Raw genomic sequence first — 17,210 nt, 5'->3', positions numbered from 1 at the left:
AATGCCCAAATCGAAGGTCCGCAAGAAGAACGACTTCACCGTCAGCGGGGTCAGCCGCACGCCGGTGAAAGTGAAGGTCGGACCGTCGAGTGTGTGGTTCGTGTGCCTGTTTGTCGGTCTCATGTTGATCGGGCTCGTGTGGTTGATGGTGTTCCAATTGGCCGCGGTCGGAAGCCAGGCGCCGGCGGCCCTGCATTGGATGGCACAACTCGGCCCGTGGAACTACGCCATTGCGTTCGCTTTCATGATCACCGGGTTGTTGCTCACGATGCGTTGGCACTGACCAAGACCGCGAGGGTAATGAATTCATCTTGCGGTCCGCTTGTAACTGGTTCAGCAACCATGCGACCACCCAATCACACGCGTGTGATTTATCCCCACTGTTGATAGCGCTTGTGGATAACCGCATAGCCAGTGGTGGGAGGGGTTAGACAGCCCATGCAGCAAACAGAATGGGCGCCTTCGGCGACCGGAATTGCTGGTTGTGGGGCCGTCGGCGTTCTGATGGCTATCGCTAGTGTGACCATGGTCACAGACCCGCCCGGTCGCATTTTGACGGGGATTGCGGCGGCCGGTCTGATCTTGTTTGCGGGGATGAGCTGGCGCGCGCGCCCGAAGCTGGCAATTGGTCCCGACGGCCTGGTGTTGAAGGGCTGGTTCCGGACGCAGGTATTACGGCGCCCCGACATCAAGATCATCCGGATCACCGAGTTCCGCCGGCATGCGCGCACGGTCCGCTTGCTCGAGGTCGAAACGGCTGACGGCGGGTTGGTGATCTTCTCCCGTTGGGACCTCGGCACGAACCCGCTGGAGGTGCTCGACGCGCTCACCGACGCCGGCTACGCGGGCCGTAACCCGCGCTGACCGACGGCCGGTTCAGGAGATCGTGATCGACTCGATGACGACCGGTTCGGTGGGACGGTCGTTCCCGTCGGTGGCCGTCGTCGCGATCGCATCGACAACCTTCTGGGAATCCGGGTCGGCCACTTCGCCGAAGATGGTGTGGCGCCGGTTCAGGTGCGGCGTCTGGGCCACGGTGATGAAGAACTGGGAGCCGTTGGTGCCCGGGCCGGCGTTCGCCATCGCCAGCAGGTAGGGCCTGTCGAACTGCAGCTCGGGGTGGAACTCGTCGGCGAACTTGTAACCCGGGCCCCCGCGGCCCGTACCCGTCGGATCGCCGCCCTGGATCATGAAGCCCTTGATCACCCGGTGAAAAACCGCGCCGTCGTAGAACGGGCCCGACGGGCCGCCCGATGCGTTCTGCGTCGAGTACTCTTTCGTGCCCTGCGCCAGGCCGACGAAGTTGGCGACGGTCTTTGGCGCGTGGTTTCCGAAGAGGGCGACCTTGATGTCTCCACGGTTGGTGTGCAGCGTTGCGGTAGCGGTCTGAATGGGGCTGTTAGTCACGGGGTTAGAGTCTGCCATTGCGGGCGGGCGGGCCCACAGCCGGTACCGAAACCGGCCACGCACAATATGCCCGTCCGTGCCCGATTGATGGCAGTCTGATGAGACATCGGGCGAGCGGCACGGAAGGGCGGCAGATGAGCGCGAAGACGGATACCCGGCTAACCCCACGCGAGCGACTCACCCGGGGCCTGACCTACACGGCGGTGGGGCCGGTCGATGTCACCCGGGGCGTCATCGGACTCAGCGTCGACGGGGCGCAATCGACCGCATCGGAGCTCCGTCGCCGTTACCGCGAGGGGCGGCTCGCCCGCGAAATCGCCGCGGCCCAAGAGATGCTCGCCGAGGAGCTGGCCGCCGCGCAAGAGGTGGTCGCCGGGCTGCCCCAGGCGCTGCAGGACGCGCGCCGGGCACAGCGCCGGCGTCACAGGCCCTGGGTGATCGCCGCGGCGGCCGTCGTGGTCCTGGCCGTCGGCGCCGTCGCGTTCAGCATCGTTCGGCGCTCGGTCCGTGCGGGCCGCGAGGAGCCGTCGCCCCTGCCGCCCAGCGTCGACGTGCAGCCGCGGCCGTAGCGGTTATCGGACGGCCAGCCGCAGGCATTTCCGGCGCCGGACCAGGATGCTCGGCAGCCATTCGCCGACCTCGAGCGCCTCGATCCACGTGGTGCGCTCCAATAGATTGCGCAACGCGATGTGGGCTTCGAGCCGTGCGAGCGCGGCGCCCACGCAAAAGTGCACGCCCTTGCCGAACGCCAGGTGAGCCTTGGCGGTGGTGCGATCGAGGCGGAATTCGTTCGGAGCCTCGAAATGCACCGGGTCGCGGTTGGCGGCTCCCCACATCAGCAGCAGATGGGAATCGGCCGGGACCTTGACCCCGGCCAGTGTGGTGTCGCGTCGCACGTGTCGGTAGTGGCCACGAAAGGGCGACTCGAAGCGCAACGTCTCTTCGATGAATGAGCTTAGTAATTCCGGGTTTTTACGTAATTGCCGTTGGATCGCGGGGAGATCGGTCAGAATCCACGCCGCGCTGCCCAGAAGTGATGCCGTCGATTCACCGGCGGCGCTGAAGAGCGTGAGCATGATGCCCAGCGCCGGTAGTTGCTCTAGCTCACCCGAAGCGCAGCGTGCGGCCAGATCGGCGATCAGACCGTGTTCGGTTGTGTCACTCGCCTTTTCGAAATGCTCTTGGACATAACCAGATAGTTCCAATGCCGCCGCGAAAGCCCCTTCGAGCTGATCGGATGTGACGATCCCGTCGAGCAGCGTGGTGGTGGCGTAGCCGAGCCGGACGAGTTTGTCGACGTCGTCATCGGGCAGGCCCAGCAGCCTGGTGACCACCATCATGGGCAGCCGATTGGCGATAGCGCTCATCCACTCGATCTGACCGTCGCGCAGATTCTGCTCCCATAAGCGGTCGGCGGTCTGCGCGGCGAACTCCTCGATGATCCGCACGCGCTTGGCCGACAGGTGCGGCAACAGGATCTTGCGGTGCACCGCATGTACCGGATCGTCCGCGGTGGCCAACGCGTGGGCGGCGGCTCCCGCGGGCGCCATGTCGAACGGGGTGACGGTGCCGTCGTCGTGGAAGAGCATGGTGGCGGTGAGGTTCGACGAAAAGTCTTCGACCCGATCGACGGCCTCTTGCACAGCGTCCCAACCGCCCACCGCGTAGAAGACGGAGTCGCCGATGCGGTGCACCGGCGCCTCGGCACGCATGCGGTCATACAGCGGATACGGATCTTGTAGTGCCCCGGTGCCGAGGAGCTGGATCGGTTTGTCCAAGACCGGCATGCGTTCAGGCTGGATGCGCCCACCTGCGGCGTCAACGGGCCAGGACAAAGTTGAGGGGCGACCGCGGCCGGCGTCACCCTCGGTTGACAGCGCCCACCCGACGCCAGCAGCGCGTTGGCGTGAGAAAAGACTTTGAAAATTCTCGCGGTGCGAGAAGTATTTCTACGGGTGCGACACGAAGGAGCCCGGACGCGCGACGACTGGTTGGTGGGACGTGATCGCCGTAGCGAAGCCACCGACAGGATTTACAGCGCGGCCGCCGATCTCATCTCACGGAAGGGCTACGAGGGGTTCACGATCGAAGCATTGGCGGCCACGGTGCACTGCTCACCCGCAACGATCTACCGGCATGCCGGCGGCAAGGCGGCCATCCGCGACGCCGTCGTCGCTATCCACGCGGCTCGCATCGTCGACGCCGCCCGGGCAGCCATCAACGGCCTGAGGGGCCCGGATCGGGTAGTGACGGCGACGATCATCGCCCTACAACGCCTGCGCGCGGACCCGCTGGCCCAGCTCATGCGGTCCATCCACGCGACCCCTGTCAGCGACTGGGTAATCAGCTCACCCACCGTTACCGGCTTGGCGGCCGAAATGCTCGGGCCGGACGACGATGACCCCCTTGCCGCGCAGTGGCTGATCCGCGTCTTCCTGGCACTGTGGAGCTGGCCCCTCAAAGACCCTGCGGCCGAACGCGCCCTGGTGCAGCGCTTCCTCGGTTCGCGAGCGGACGCAAAGCGCAAGTCGGACGAGATATGAGGGCTGGGTGATCGCGGATATAGCCCGCACTGGCGCCGCGCTGGCGGCGGCGCCCGAAGACCCCGTTCGCGTCCAAAATCCGCATCGGCCGGACGGCCGCTCAAAGTCCGTGAGGCCGGGTCCCCGGACGACTTAGCAGTGGGGGGCCCAGCATCTCTGGTTGGGGCAATAGGTCGAATGCGCGATATTCACCATGGATCCGATGTCTAGCAACGTGGCGCCCGTCGGGTCTAAGTTGGCGTGGACTTGGTTGGCAATCTGTTGAGGCGTCCAACCCCACCCGAGATCGTCGCAGATGAGGTGCGCCATCCCGATGAGGGCCTCGTCGTGGCCTGCCGGCCAACTGAGCCCGGCGGCGCGCAGTTGTGCGAGGTATGCGTCGTTAGTGGGATCGGCGCTCGCATTCGCAGCGCCAGTTACCAGCGCGGCGCCAACCATCACGGGGATGGTGATTCCGGCCAGCCAGCGAGGTGAGGGCATTTGATGCGCTTCCCTTCTTCTTGGCATCGAGGATGTCGTTTCTGTGTGCATCCAGAGCGACATGAATAGGAAGAATAGAGAAGGCTGGGAAAATGCCGCTTATGAACGCCTGAATAATCGCATTTGGGCGGGCCGCAGGATTGACGCACAGCGACGGCACCTGTACCTGTCGGAGGTCGAGGCTGTCGGGGCAGCCATCAACGCACTGTTGATTCGCAAGGTGGTCAAATGAGGTCGGCGGGGGCTTATTCGGCGTCGACGCTCCTAGACCGAAATACCGCTCGAACCCGCTTTCACTTGAGCAGTTTTCACTCGTGGAGCCTAGGGGAATCGAACCCCTGACACCCGCCTTGCAAAGGCGGTGCTCTACCAACTGAGCTAAGGCCCCTCGTCGTGGCTCGGTGGCTGACCGGGCGGGTCAGGCACCGCCACGTGCCAGACCTCGACCCCGCGCCGTGACCGCACTACGGCCACCGCTACCGCGGCGACCACTGCCAGTGGCAATGCGAGCCTCACACAACGTCTGGACGGGCACATGGTTGTGGGCCTGGGAGGACTCGAACCTCCGACCTCTTCGTTATCAGCGAAGCGCTCTAACCGCCTGAGCTACAGGCCCTTACTCGCGTACGGCCGAGCGACGAGATTACCGCAATCGCCGCCCCACCCCCAAAATCGCATCGATCCCCGCTAGTCGCGGTCCGCCAGTGTCACTTCGATCCCGCCGATCAGATCGGTGGTCAGGTTGTAGACGAACGCGGCGATAGTGGCCATCGCGGTCAGCAGGACGATGTTCACCAAGCCGATCAGCACGGCGCCGCCGAAGATGGTGCCGCTCGAGACCAGTTCGCCGCTGCTGCCGCTGGTGTTGTTCAGCAGGTCGCCGACGTTGCTGTTCAACTTGGCCCACACGCCCATGCCGCCGAGCACGAGGTAGAGGAAGGCCACCGCGATCATCCACACGAAGAACAACGCCACCGAGAGCAACAGCGACACCTTCAACGTGCTCCACGGATCGATCCGGCGGATCTGCATGCTGGCCCGAACGGGGCCGCGGGGCCGCCGCGACACCTGGAGCCGGTTCTCGCGACCCTCGCGGTTCTCCCGGCTTTCGGCGGTCGCCGTCCGGCCCGGCGACGCCGTGGGGCTCGACGTCTCGGCGCTGCGTTCCGGCACGGGTTTCCGCTGCGGGGGCCGCGGAATCGGGCCGGACAGATCCGGCAACTCGCTCGCGTAGACCTCTGCGGGCGGGCCGTCGCCGCGCGCCGGCGCGGCGTCGAACTCGTACGCCGGGTGCTTCGGCCGCGCGGCCGCGCCGCCACCCGGTGCGGCGGTGCCGAACACGACGCGGTTCGGCCTCGCATCCGCACCGGTGGGCGAGCCCGCCGGCCGCGTGGCGGCCTTGGCGTCGGGTTCGCGATGCGTCGGAGGAGACGGCCGTGCGGCGCCCTGAGTGCCGCCCGCCTGCACGTGCGCCGCGCGGTGTGCACCGGCACGCTCGGCCGGACCATCCCCATTGGTGCTCTCGCCCTTGTTGGGGGCGCCCGGCTCGTTCGGTGAGGTCACCCCGACTCCTTAGATCTTTCGCGATGGCCGGCTTCGCGGTGGCAGTTGGATGATGTGTGGTCGGCCCGAGTCTATTGTCCGGCCCTTTCGGGGGACCGCTGCAGTTTATGCCTTAGGAGTCCTCAGCGCCCTCGGCCTCCCCAACCACCTCGTCCGCGGCTTCCTCGGCGTTGCGCGCGATGGCCAGCAGCGTGTTGTCATCGCCGAGGTTCATCAACCGCACGCCCTTGGTCTGCCGTCCCGCCTTGCGGACTTGGCGCGCCGCGGTGCGGATGACGCCCCCTCCGGAGGTGATCGCGTACAGCTCGCTGTCGTCGTCGACGATCAGCGCGCCCACCAGCCTGCCACGCCGACGGTCGTACTGAACGGTCAGCACTCCCTTGCCGCCACGGCCCTGCACCGGGTACTCCTCGATCGCCGTGCGCTTGGCGTAACCGCCGGACGTGGCGACCAGCAGGTATGTGCCCGCGCGGACCACGTTCAGCGACAGCAGGTAATCGTCGGCGTTGAACCTCATGCCCTGCACGCCGGAGGTGGCCCGGCCCATCGGGCGCAGCGCCTCGTCGGTGGCCGAGAACCGGATGGACTGCCCGTTGGCCGAGACCAGCAGCAAGTCCTCCTCGGAGGAGCACAGCACCGCGCCGACCAGCTCGTCGCTGTCACGCAGGTTGATCGCCACGATCCCGCCCGAGCGATTGGAGTCGAAGTCGGTCAGCTTGGTCTTCTTGACCAGGCCGTTGCGCGTCGCCAGCACCAGGTAGGGCGCGTCCTCGTAGCTGCGGATCTGGATGACCTGAGCGATGCGCTCCTCGGGCTGGAAGGCAAGCAGATTGGCCACGTGCTGACCGCGCGCCGTCCGGGACGCCTCCGGCAACTCGTACGCCTTGGCCCGATACACCCGGCCCTGCGTGGTGAAGAACAGGATCCAGTCGTGGGTCGAGCACACGAAGAAGTGCGCGACGATGTCGTCCTGCTTGAGGCCGGCGCCCTGCACTCCCTTGCCGCCGCGTTTCTGGCTGCGGTACAGGTCGGTCTTGGTGCGCTTGGCGTAGCCGGTCTCGGTGATCGTGACGACGACATCCTCGCGGGCGATGAGGTCCTCGTCGCTGACCTCGCCGTCGGCGGCCACGATCCGGGTGCGACGGTCGTCGCCGTGCTTGTCGACGATCTCGGTGAGTTCGTCGCGCACGATCGCGCGCTGGCGCTCCGGCTTGGCCAGGATGTCCTCCAGGTCGGCGATCTCCGCCTCGATCTTGGCCAGGTCGTCGATGATGCGCTGACGCTCGAGGGCCGCCAGCCGCCGCAGTTGCATGTCCAGGATCGCCTGGGCCTGGATCTCGTCGATGTCGAGGAGCTCGATCAGGCCCGCGCGCGCGATGTCGACGGTTTCCGACGCCCGGATCAAGGCGATGACCTCGTCGAGCGCGTCGAGCGCCTTGACCAGACCGCGCAGGATGTGGGCCCGTTCGTTGGCCTTGCGCAGCCGATAGGTGGTGCGGCGGACGATGACGTCGAGCTGGTGGGCGACGTAGTGGCGGATCAGCTGGTCCAGCCGCAGTGTGCGCGGCACCCCGTCGACGATGGACAGCATGTTGGCGCCGAAGCTGGTCTGCAGCTGGGTGTGCTTGTAGAGGTTGTTGAGCACCACCTTGGCCACCGCGTCGCGCTTGAGCTCGACGACGATGCGCAGTCCCACACGATCGCTGGATTGGTCTTCGATGTTGGCGATCCCGCCGAGCCTGCCGTCGCGGACCTGCTCGGCGATCGAGGTGATGAAGTTGTCGTGGTTGACCTGATACGGCAACTCGGTGATCACCAAAGACGTTCGGCCCCTGGCCTCTTCGACCTCCACCACGCCGCGCATCCGGATGGAGCCGCGACCGGTCTTGTAGGCGTCGCCGATGCCCTGCGTCCCCACGATCAACCCGGCGGTGGGGAAGTCGGGTCCCTTGACCCGTTCGCACACCGCGGCCAGCGTGGCCTCCTCGTCGGCCTCGTGGTTTTCCAGGCACCAGAACACCGCCTCGGCGAGCTCGCGCAGGTTGTGCGGCGGGATGTTGGTCGCCATGCCGACCGCGATGCCGCCCGAACCGTTGGCCAGCAGGTTGGGGAACCGGCTGGGCAGCACCGTCGGTTCCTGCACCCGGCCGTCATAGTTCGGGATGAAATCGACTGTCTCCTCGTCGATTTCGCGCAGCATCTCCATCGCCAGCGGGGTCAGCCGCGCCTCGGTGTTATGGCTGACGAACCCGTTCGTCAGGAACGCGTGGTCGTCGGTGTCGACACGAAGGCTGTAGACGGGTTGCACACCGGCCTCGGTCACGGATGCCACGCGCGCGTAGTAGAACCGGCCATCGGTCAGGTCGGTCGCGATGGCACGGACGTCGGGGTCGGCGATGTGCGCCAAGATCTCGTCGCCGCGGGTCCGCCAACGTTGGATGCGGTCCACGTTGTGCCGTTTGAGCCAGTCGCGGTCGGCCCGGGAACCACCGGCGTGGGTCCGGATAAACGCCCCCAGGCCGGGGACATGGTCTGTATCCATGCCGGCGTAGACGGGCATCGAACCCAGTATCGCCCGCAACTTGGCCTGCTTCGCACCGCCGAAGCCCACTTGGGTTGCAAACGTCTCGGCCTGCGCACGGTTGGTGATGACGACCTTGTGCTCGCCGACCACGTAGCGGTATCGCTTTGAGACGACGCCGAACTCGAGCAGCATTTGCTGTACACCGGCGGCTAGCCGTGCACTGCGTGTCGAGTACGAGATTTGGATCGTGTTGCGCGGCAGCGCGGAACAGGATCCGTCGCCCTCGAAAAGCGCTTCGAGGAAGGCCCTTTTAACCGCGGCCGGCGACTGCCACAGCCAATCGGGAATCGCCTTTGCCGCCGACCGGTCTCCGCACAGACCCCCGAGCCGCGTCTTCTTCAGCTCCGTCAGGTTTTGGATATCGAGTTCGTGCAGTGTCGAGCCCGAGGCGATGGTCCGCGACGAGACGTAGCGCCGGCCTCCGACGACCGCGTCGTACGCGCCGACGACCATATTGAAGTAGTCCCGGTCGCAGTTGTTGAATCCGGCGCGCGTCTCGGAGACGAAACCCTCGCTAATGAAGGCTCCCAACAGAAGTGCCTCCATCACGTCGTGCCAGTCCGCCGGTCCGAATTCCACCGGCGGTGTGCGCTGCAACACGACACAGTCGTCGGCGCGGACCTCTTCGATCAACTTCCACAACAGCGTCGGCACGCCAGCGACATCGACAAGGCATAGCAGCGGGTGATTCGCTGTGCCGGTTACTTCATAGCCTTCTGCCGTGCGCACTGTGTAGGTAGGGTGCTCGCCCGAATGGAACAACCGGTCGGCGACGACTGGGTCGCCATGCCGATCGAGGACTTTTAGCTCAACCGCGTTGTCGGAATTTGGGCGAGCGCCCGGAACAACATCGCCGATCCGCACCGATTGCCCAAAGGGCAACCGCACCAACGCATCTCCCGTGAGACAATACCTCATCGCCGCTGGCGGGTCGTTGCCCGGCGAGCCGAAGTTGCCCTGCCCGTCGACGAGCGGATACCGCAACGACCACGGCTGCGCCATGCGCACCAACGTGTCGTAGATCGACGCGTCGCCGTGCGGGTGGTAGTTACCCATCGTCTCGGCCACCGACCGCGCGGACTTGGCGTGGCTGCGGTCCGGGCGGAACCCGGAGTCGTACATCGCGTACAGCACGCGGCGGTGCACGGGCTTGAGGCCGTCGCGCACCTCGGGCAGCGCCCGGCCCACGATCACGCTCATCGCGTAGTCGATGTAGCTGCGCTGCATCTCCTGCTGGATGTCGACCGGTTCGATGCGCTCGCCGGCCTCGTCGCCGGGTGGCAGCGTGGTGTCAGTCATCTATTCCTCGTTTTTTCGGGGTAGGCATGTCTGACCGATCAGACATCCAGGAAGCGAACGTCCTTGGCGTTGCGGGTGATAAAGCTGCGGCGTGCGTCGACGTCCTCGCCCATCAGGATCGAGAACAGCTCGTCAGCGGCGGCCGCGTCGTCCAGAGTGACTTGGCGCAGCACCCGCACGGACGGGTCCATCGTGGTTTCCCACAGCTCCTTGGCGTCCATCTCACCCAGACCCTTGTAGCGCTGGATGCCGTCTTCCTTGTTGATCTTCTTGCCGGCCTTCAGCCCGGCCTCCAGCAGGCCGTCGCGCTCGCGGTCGGAGTAGGCGAACTCGGGATCGCTGCGCTGCCACTTCAACTTGTACAGCGGGGGCTGCGCCAGGAACACGTGGCCGTTTTCGATCAGCGGCCGCATGAACCGGAACAACAGCGTCAACAGCAGGGTCGAAATGTGTTGGCCGTCAACGTCGGCGTCGGCCATCAACACGATCTTGTGGTAACGCAGCTTGCTCAAATCGAATTCGTCGTGGATCCCCGTGCCGAGCGCGGTGATGATCGCCTGAACCTCGGTGTTCTTCAGCACGCGGTCGATGCGGGCCTTCTCCACGTTGATGATCTTGCCGCGCAGCGGCAGGATGGCCTGGAACATCGAGTCGCGGCCGCTCTTGGCCGAGCCGCCGGCCGAATCGCCCTCCACGACATACAGTTCGGACTTGCGCGGGTCGGTGGAGCGGCAATCGGCGAGCTTGCCGGGCAGCCCGCCGAGGTCCGTGGCGCTCTTGCGGCGCACCAGCTCCCGCGCCTTGCGGGCCGCGATGCGCGCTTGTGCCGACGAAACCGCCTTGTTCACAACGGTTTTCGCCTCCGAAGGGTTGGCTTCGAACCAGTGCGTGAGCTGCTCGTTGCAGACCTTCTGCACGAACGATTTGACCTCGGTGTTGCCCAGCTTGGTCTTGGTCTGCCCCTCGAACTGCGGTTCGCTGACCTTCACCGAGATGACCGCCGCCAGGCCTTCGCGGATGTCGTCGCCGGTCAGGTTGGGGTCTTTGTCCTTCAGCAGCTTCTTGTCTTTGGCGTACTTGTTCACCACCGACGTCAACGCGCTGCGGAAGCCCTCTTCGTGCGTGCCGCCCTCGTGGGTGTTGATGGTGTTGGCGAAGGTGTGCACCGACTCCGAGTAGCCGCCGTTCCACTGCATCGCGATTTCGACTTCGTGGCCGGCGCCTTTGCCGTCGAAGTCGATGATGCTCTGCTGGATCGGGCTCTTGGTGCGGTTGATGTGCTTGACGAAGTCCACCAGGCCGCCGGGGTAGTGGAACGTGCGGTGCTTGACCTTGTGCGGCGCGCTCGACTCGGCCGCCTTTTCCTCGGCGGTCTTGGGGGCCTCGGCGGTGTCGCTGACGACCTCGTCGACGATCTCGTCCTGCTCCACCCGCTCGTCGGTGAGATTGATGGTCAGACCCTTGTTCAGGAACGCCATTTCCTGAAGCCGGCGCGCCACCGTCTCGAAGTCGTACTGGGTGGTCTCGAAGATGTCGGGATCCGCCCAGAACCGGATGGTGGTTCCCGTCTTCTTGGTGGCTTCGCCCTGCTTGAGGGTTCCGGGGACGGCGTGGTCGTAGAACTGCGACCACTCGTGCCCGTCGCGCTTGATGTCGACCTCAAGCCGGGTGGACAGCGCGTTGACCACCGACACACCGACGCCGTGCAGACCGCCGCTGACGTTGTAGCCGCTGTTCTCACCCCCGAACTTGCCGCCGGCGTGCAGTTGGGTCATGACCACGTCGACGGTGGGAGCGCCGGTCGCGTGCATCGCCACGGGAATCCCGCGCCCGTTGTCGGCGACCTCGACGCTGCCGTCATCGAGTAGCCGCACGTCGACTTGGGTCGCGTAGCCGGCCATCGCCTCGTCCACCGAGTTGTCGACCACCTCCCAGATGAGGTGGTGTAATCCGCGCTCACCGGTGGAGCCGATATACATGCCCGGGCGTTTGCGGACGGCCTCCAGCCCTTCGAGAACGGTAATCTGTTCAGCGCCGTATCCGGATTGGGGCTTCTTCTTCTGGGCAGCCACGGTCGGAATGCTCTCCTTGGGGTTTCATGCGGGCGGTTCGGTCACCGCTACAGCCGCACCCCTCCACTCTACCGTGAAGCACCCCCAGCACCGATTCTCCGGGCGCGTTTCTACCCAGCTAACCGCGCCGTGCACACGATTTCTTCGTTCCAGGCGCGTCCCGACGTGCGTTATGTAAGTCCGCTCGGTTCTGGCGGCTCTCAGGCGCCTGTTGACGAAAGCGTGACTGGGGATCGTTCGGGCTTTGAAACGCCTCAGCCGTAGGTGTCGCGGGGCCCGCGGCCGGGGATGTGGCGTGGGCCCTTGCGCCACGACGGCGCGGCGGGTCCGGTGATTTTCAGCGACGTCACCACGCCGTTGCCAACGGCCGCGGCGATCTTGGCCAGAAGTTGCGCGTGCATCATCCGCAGCTGCGTGGCCCAGGCCGTCGATTCCGCCGTCACGCTGAGCACCCCCTCGTTGAGCGCGGTCGGGATCGCATGGTCGGCGATCTGCTGTCCCACCACCGCGGGCCAGTGGCCCAGCACCGTGCCTTCGGCGACGTGCGCCGACCAACCACGCTTCTTCGCCAAGTCACGCGCCAGCCGCCCCAGCGGTTGCGGATCTCGCACGTCGGGCCCCGGACCCGACCAGCTGCGTCGCCGCCCGGCGACCCGCCGCGGCACCGCAGGGGCCGCCCGGCCCCGACCGGCGTCCTTACCTTGGGCGCGCGCGGCGGCCCGTGCTTCCTCGAGGGTGCGCCGCACCAGATCAATCCCGGTCAACCCGCCCAGCCGATCAATGTCTTCCCCTTCGCCCGCGCCGGTCATGGCCGCACCGCCGACATCCGGCCCGAGTCGCCGTCACGCAATTCGATGTGCACCCGCCTAGCGTCCCAGTCCGCGGGAATGTCTTCCAGCACCGCCGCGGTCACCAAAACCTGCTCGGCCGACTCGGCCACCGACGCCAGTGCGCGACGCCTCGTGGCGTCCAGCTCGGCGAACACGTCGTCGAGCAACAGCACGGGATCGGTGCCCTCCGCCCGCAACAACTCGTATGCGGCCAACCGCAGCGCCACCGCGAACGACCACGATTCCCCGTGGCTGGCAAAGCCTTTGGCGGGCTGATCGCCGAGCCGCAACTCGAGGTCGTCGCGATGTGGACCAACCAGGCACATCCCGCGTTCCAATTCGGCATCGCGGCGTGCGGCCAGCGCGGCCAACAAGGCGGCCTCCAGGAATTCGCGATCGTTGAGTTCGACGCCGTCGGAGTCTCGTGGGTTGCGATCGCCGAGGCTGGCGCGATAGGCGCTCAAGGCGGGCCGTGACCCCGGGGCCACCAACTGATAAGCCTTCTCCACCTCCGGGGCCAGCTCGTTCACCAGATCAATCCGGGCCGCCATCAATTCCGCACCGTGCTCGGCCAGCCGGCTGTCCCACACGTCGAGGCTGTCCAGGGCGCTTCGGTCGCCGCGATACCGCGCGCCGGACAAAGACTTCAACAGCGCCGTGCGCTGCCGCAGGGCCTTGTCGTAGTCGGCGCGCACACCAGCCACCGCCGGCCTGCGCACCGTGGCCAAATCATCGAGATAACGGCGCCGGTCGGCAGGGTCGCCGCGCACCAGGGCCAAGTCTTCGGGGGCGAAAAGCACGGCGCGCAGCACGCCGACCACCTCCCGCGTGCTGCGCACGGGCGAACGATTCAGCCGCGCCTTGTTGGCCCGGCCCGCCGCGATCTCGAGGTCGACGGCGCATTCCCTGCCGTCGTTGACGACGATCGTCGAAACCACCGCGCGGTCGGCGCCGGCCCTGATCAGTGGCGTGTCGGTCCCGACCCGATGCGAACCCAGGGTCGTCGAATACCACAGGGCCTCAATAAGATTCGTCTTGCCAAAACCATTGGGACCGACGAACACCGTCCGGCCCGGCTGCAACTCGAGGTCGGCGTGCGCCCAGGACCGGAAATCACGCAGCCCCAAATGCCGGACGTACACCTAGCCGGGCAACCGGACTGGCATCAACAGGTACACGTAATCCGTTGGCAGCGCGGCGAACGGCCCGCTGCCGCTGGGCGAGCTGTCGTCGTCAGAAGCCGGCCGCAGCAACGCGGGCTTACCCGGGGTCGTGAAACCAAACGACACCCGTTCGGAATGCACCGACGCAAGCCCGTCGGTGAGGTATGTCGGGTTGAAGGCGATCGTCAGCGGCTCGCCGACGAAATCCACCTGAAGGTCCTCCTCGGCCCGGCCCACGTCATCGGCCCCCGCGGAAAGCCGCAGCGTTCCCTCGGAGAATTCCATCCGGACCTGCGCACCCCGGTCGGCCACCAGAGCCACCAACTTGATGGCCTCGGTCAGCTCGGCCACGTTGATCGTCGCGACGGCGGTGTGCTCGGCCGGCAACAGCTGCCGGAACTTGGGGAACTCCGCGTCCAGAAGCCGCGTCGTACTGCGTTTGCCGTTGCCGCTGATACCCAGCAGCCCGTCTTTCCCGACCCCCGCGCCGGCGCCCAGCGACAATCGAACCTCAGACCCGTCGGCCCCGGCTTTGGCCGCTTCGGCCAGCGTCTTGGCCGGCACCAGAACCGCGGCTTCGATGTCGGGCGACAACGCCGACCACGTCAGCTCCCGAACCGCCAACCGGAACCTGTCCGTGGCGGCCAAAACCACCGTGCCGCCCGAAATCTCGACCCGGATCCCGGTCAGCATGGGCAGCGTGTCATCCCGGCCGGCGGCGACGGCCACCTGCCCGATCGCCTCCGCGAACAGATCAGCAGGCAGGGTGCCGGTGCCCTCCGGCAGCGCGGGCAGCGTCGGGTAATCCTCAACCGGCATCGTCGGCAAAGAAAACCTGGCGCTTCCGCATGTCAGCGCGACCCGATTGCCGTCCACATAGAAGTCGACGGGCTTGTTCGGCAAGGCCCGAGTGATGTCCGACAGTAGCCTTCCGGAAACCAAAACGCTTCCAGGAGAAGCGATTTCGGCCGCAACTTGGGCTTCGGCGGACACCTCGTAGTCGAACCCGGAAATCGTCAGTCCCTCGTCGGAACCGGACAACAACACCCCGGACAGCACGGGGACCGCCGGCCTGGTCGGCAGATTCTTCGCCACCCATGACACCGCATCGGCGAAAGACTCTCGCACCAGGCGAAACTTCAAGTCGGTGAGGCCAGCTGTTGTCGTCGCCGCGTCCATAGCGTCCCTTACCTGCCGAGTGTCCGAAAAAATCACAGTGGCTAGCCGCCCGTCGCTAGCAGTCGCTGAACAACCGTAGATCGTCTGCGGCCATCTTGAAAGCTAATCGCAGAGGCCGACAAGCCGCGGCGTCGAGGGCGCGCACGGCGCCGGCGCGGGGCGCGTCCCCAACGCTGTACTTCAAAGAACAAACTACGGAGAGATCTCAGTACTAGTAGTAAGCGTTGTGCATTCTGGGGACAGCCGGACCTTGACGCAGCTAGGGGAGTGATCCGGTTGTGGATGACACCGTTGACAACTGTGTGCGCGACCGCGGCGCGCTGGGGATGGCACAGAGGTGTGCATGCAAACGCCGTTGCTGCACGGGTATTTGGACCGTTTGTGCACAGCGCCACGCACATCGCGATGGTGTGACAGGTGTGACAGGGGGGTGAGAAGTTTTTCGAAAAAAATTGGTGAGAACGGCTGGGATCAGCGCTTGGACCGCTGCCGGATCCGGGTGGTGAGTTCTTTGACGTGATCGAAGACCTCACGGCGCTCGGCCATCTCGGACAAGATTTTTCGCTGCGCGTACATGACAGTGGTGTGGTCGCGGCCGAAGGCCTGGCCGATCTTGGGCAGCGACAGATCGGTGAGCTCACGGCACAGATACATCGCGATCTGCCGCGACTGGGCCAGCGCGCGGGTCTTGCCCGGGCCGCGCAACTCCTCGACAGTGGTGTCGAAGTACTCGGCTGTGGCGGCCATAATGGTCGCGGCGCTGATCTGCATGGTGCTGGCGTCGGCGATCAGGTCGCGAAGAACGATCTCCGCCAGGGCCTTGTCGATCGGAGTCTTGTTCAACGACGCGAACGCGGTCACCCGGATCAAAGCCCCTTCGAGCTCGCGGATGTTGCGTTCGATGCTGCTGGCGATCAGCTCGAGGACGTCGTCGGGCACGGCCAGGCGTTCCATCTGCGCCTTCTTGCGCAGAATGGCGATGCGGGTCTCCAGTTCTGGAGGCTGCACGTCGGTGATCAGTCCCCACTCGAACCGGGTCCTGAGTCGGTCTTCGAGAGTGGCGAGCTGCTTCGGCGGCCGGTCGGACGAGATGACGATCTGCTTGTTCGCGTTGTGCAGCGTGTTGAAGGTGTGGAAGAACTCTTCCTGGATACCTTCTTTGCCCTCGATGAACTGGATGTCGTCGACCAGCAGGACGTCGACGTCGCGGTAGCTGCGTTTGAAGGCGACCTTGCGGTCGTCGCGGAGCGAGTTGATGAAGTCGTTGGTGAATTCCTCGGTGGAGACGTACTTGACCCGCATGCCGGGGAACAGCCGCTGTGCGTAGTTGCCGGCGGCGTGCAGCAGGTGGGTCTTGCCCAGGCCGGACTCGCCCCAGATGAAGAGCGGGTTGTAAGCGCGGGCCGGGGCCTCGGCGATGGCCAGGGCCGCGGCGTGCGCGAAGCGGTTGGAGGCACCGATGACGAACGTGTCGAACGTGTACCGGCGGTTGAGGCTGGTTCCACCGGCGATGGCCGGGTCGGCGGCGTGGGGACGTTCGGTGAAGTAGTTGGGCCAGCTGTGTTCGGCGGCGCCGACGACCTCACCGTTTTCGTCGTCCTCGTCGCCGTCGATGGACGTGTCGAGGAGCGGATCGTCGGCCGCCTGGGGGAGGGTCTGGGCGTCCGGGCCGGACGCGAAGGGCTCCGCTGCGGTGAAGGCGTCGTCGTCGAGCTCGTCGGTGGGCGGAGCGATGCGCACGCCGAGTTGGATCTGCTGCCCCAGCCGGCGGCTCAGCGCGTCGGTGATCGGGGCGCGCAGGTGGCGTTCGATCTCGTTCTGCACGAAGCTGCTCGGCACCGACAACAGAGCAAATCCCTCGACGATCGTGAGGGGCTGGACCAGGTTCAGCCAAGCCCTTTGCTGAGGGGTCAGTGGGGTGGCGAGGGCGGTGCGATTGATGGCCATGCCGTCCGAGGCCGAGTCGCCGTTCAGCTCGGAGACAACCGCATGCCAAACTGTCGTGAATCCTGAACCGGAGTCATCGGTCAACGACGTAATCTCCCTGGTTCTCGCGGATCCCGGGTCGAGGGGCAACCACGGTCGCCGAC

General features: G+C 65.8%; 14 protein-coding genes and 2 tRNA genes. 4 read left to right on the top strand and 12 right to left on the bottom strand.

All coding sequences use genetic code 11. The features are described from left to right. The first annotated feature begins 1 nt into the window (after window position 1). Together crgA and VMD50_RS12905 are read left to right on the top strand one after the other, a co-directional pair. Window positions 2-283, top strand: coding sequence for a cell division protein CrgA (gene crgA / locus VMD50_RS12910; RefSeq protein ID WP_325428142.1), 282 nt, complete (start codon window positions 2-4; stop codon window positions 281-283). 155 nt (window positions 284-438) lie between these two features. Beyond that, window positions 439-864, top strand: coding sequence for a PH domain-containing protein (locus tag VMD50_RS12905; RefSeq protein WP_325428141.1), 426 nt, complete (start codon window positions 439-441; stop codon window positions 862-864). 12 nt (window positions 865-876) lie between these two features. Here the strand turns inward: VMD50_RS12905 and VMD50_RS12900 are convergent, their stop codons facing one another. Next, complete coding sequence (locus tag VMD50_RS12900; protein WP_325428140.1) at window positions 877-1,425, bottom strand: peptidylprolyl isomerase; 549 nt, start codon at window positions 1,423-1,425, stop codon at window positions 877-879. A 116-nt stretch (window positions 1,426-1,541) separates the two neighbouring features. Between VMD50_RS12900 and cwsA the strand changes: the two genes are divergently transcribed. Next, entirely contained in the window at window positions 1,542-1,976 is a 435-nt protein-coding gene (gene cwsA, locus VMD50_RS12895) for a cell wall synthesis protein CwsA (RefSeq protein ID WP_325428139.1), read from the top strand. A gap of 3 nt (window positions 1,977-1,979) precedes the next feature. On the opposite strand, the gene VMD50_RS12890 is transcribed toward cwsA, so the two are convergent. Then, window positions 1,980-3,194: a cytochrome P450 gene (locus VMD50_RS12890; RefSeq protein ID WP_325428138.1), complete on the bottom strand. Its 1,215-nt coding sequence runs from the start codon at window positions 3,192-3,194 to the stop codon at window positions 1,980-1,982. Window positions 3,195-3,362: 168 nt separating this feature from the next. On the opposite strand from VMD50_RS12890, the gene VMD50_RS12885 reads away from it, so the two are divergent. Beyond that, entirely contained in the window at window positions 3,363-3,950 is a 588-nt protein-coding gene (locus tag VMD50_RS12885) for a TetR/AcrR family transcriptional regulator (protein ID WP_325428137.1), read from the top strand. A gap of 132 nt (window positions 3,951-4,082) precedes the next feature. On the opposite strand, the gene VMD50_RS12880 is transcribed toward VMD50_RS12885, so the two are convergent. The 10 genes from VMD50_RS12880 to dnaA form a co-directional block, all read right to left on the bottom strand. After that, a complete protein-coding gene (locus VMD50_RS12880) occupies window positions 4,083-4,493 on the bottom strand; it encodes a DUF732 domain-containing protein (protein ID WP_414686056.1) in 411 nt (136 codons plus the stop codon). A 252-nt stretch (window positions 4,494-4,745) separates the two neighbouring features. After that, window positions 4,746-4,818, bottom strand: a tRNA-Ala gene (locus VMD50_RS12875). Between the two features lie 154 nt (window positions 4,819-4,972). Then, window positions 4,973-5,046: transfer RNA gene (locus VMD50_RS12870), tRNA-Ile, on the bottom strand. Window positions 5,047-5,117: 71 nt separating this feature from the next. Further along, window positions 5,118-5,993, bottom strand: a complete 876-nt coding sequence (locus VMD50_RS12865) for a DUF3566 domain-containing protein (protein WP_325428136.1) — start codon at window positions 5,991-5,993, stop codon at window positions 5,118-5,120. A gap of 112 nt (window positions 5,994-6,105) precedes the next feature. After that, window positions 6,106-9,876 (bottom strand): intein-containing DNA gyrase subunit A, encoded by a 3,771-nt coding sequence (gyrA, locus tag VMD50_RS12860; protein ID WP_325428135.1) that lies wholly within the window; start codon window positions 9,874-9,876, stop codon window positions 6,106-6,108. A 38-nt stretch (window positions 9,877-9,914) separates the two neighbouring features. Beyond that, window positions 9,915-11,948: a DNA topoisomerase (ATP-hydrolyzing) subunit B gene (gyrB, locus tag VMD50_RS12855; protein ID WP_325428134.1), complete on the bottom strand. Its 2,034-nt coding sequence runs from the start codon at window positions 11,946-11,948 to the stop codon at window positions 9,915-9,917. A gap of 254 nt (window positions 11,949-12,202) precedes the next feature. Then, window positions 12,203-12,757: a DUF721 family protein gene (locus VMD50_RS12850; RefSeq protein WP_325428133.1), complete on the bottom strand. Its 555-nt coding sequence runs from the start codon at window positions 12,755-12,757 to the stop codon at window positions 12,203-12,205. Next, a complete protein-coding gene (recF, locus tag VMD50_RS12845) occupies window positions 12,754-13,920 on the bottom strand; it encodes a DNA replication/repair protein RecF (RefSeq protein WP_325428132.1) in 1,167 nt (388 codons plus the stop codon). Before recF ends, VMD50_RS12850 begins: the two co-directional genes overlap by 4 nt. Next, window positions 13,921-15,120 carry a DNA polymerase III subunit beta gene (gene dnaN, locus VMD50_RS12840; RefSeq protein ID WP_325428131.1) on the bottom strand — a complete coding sequence of 400 codons (1,200 nt, stop codon included), beginning with the start codon at window positions 15,118-15,120 and terminating at the stop codon, window positions 13,921-13,923. A 471-nt stretch (window positions 15,121-15,591) separates the two neighbouring features. After that, window positions 15,592-17,151 carry a chromosomal replication initiator protein DnaA gene (dnaA, locus tag VMD50_RS12835; RefSeq protein WP_325428254.1) on the bottom strand — a complete coding sequence of 520 codons (1,560 nt, stop codon included), beginning with the start codon at window positions 17,149-17,151 and terminating at the stop codon, window positions 15,592-15,594. Window positions 17,152-17,210: the final 59 nt, after the last annotated feature.

The sequence above is a fragment of the Mycobacterium sp. genome (genome assembly GCF_035506235.1).
Classification (GTDB): Bacteria; Actinomycetota; Actinomycetes; order Mycobacteriales; family Mycobacteriaceae; genus Mycobacterium.
The sequence above is the reverse complement of the archived record's forward strand: the minus strand, read 5'-3'. Positions and strand labels throughout refer to the sequence as shown.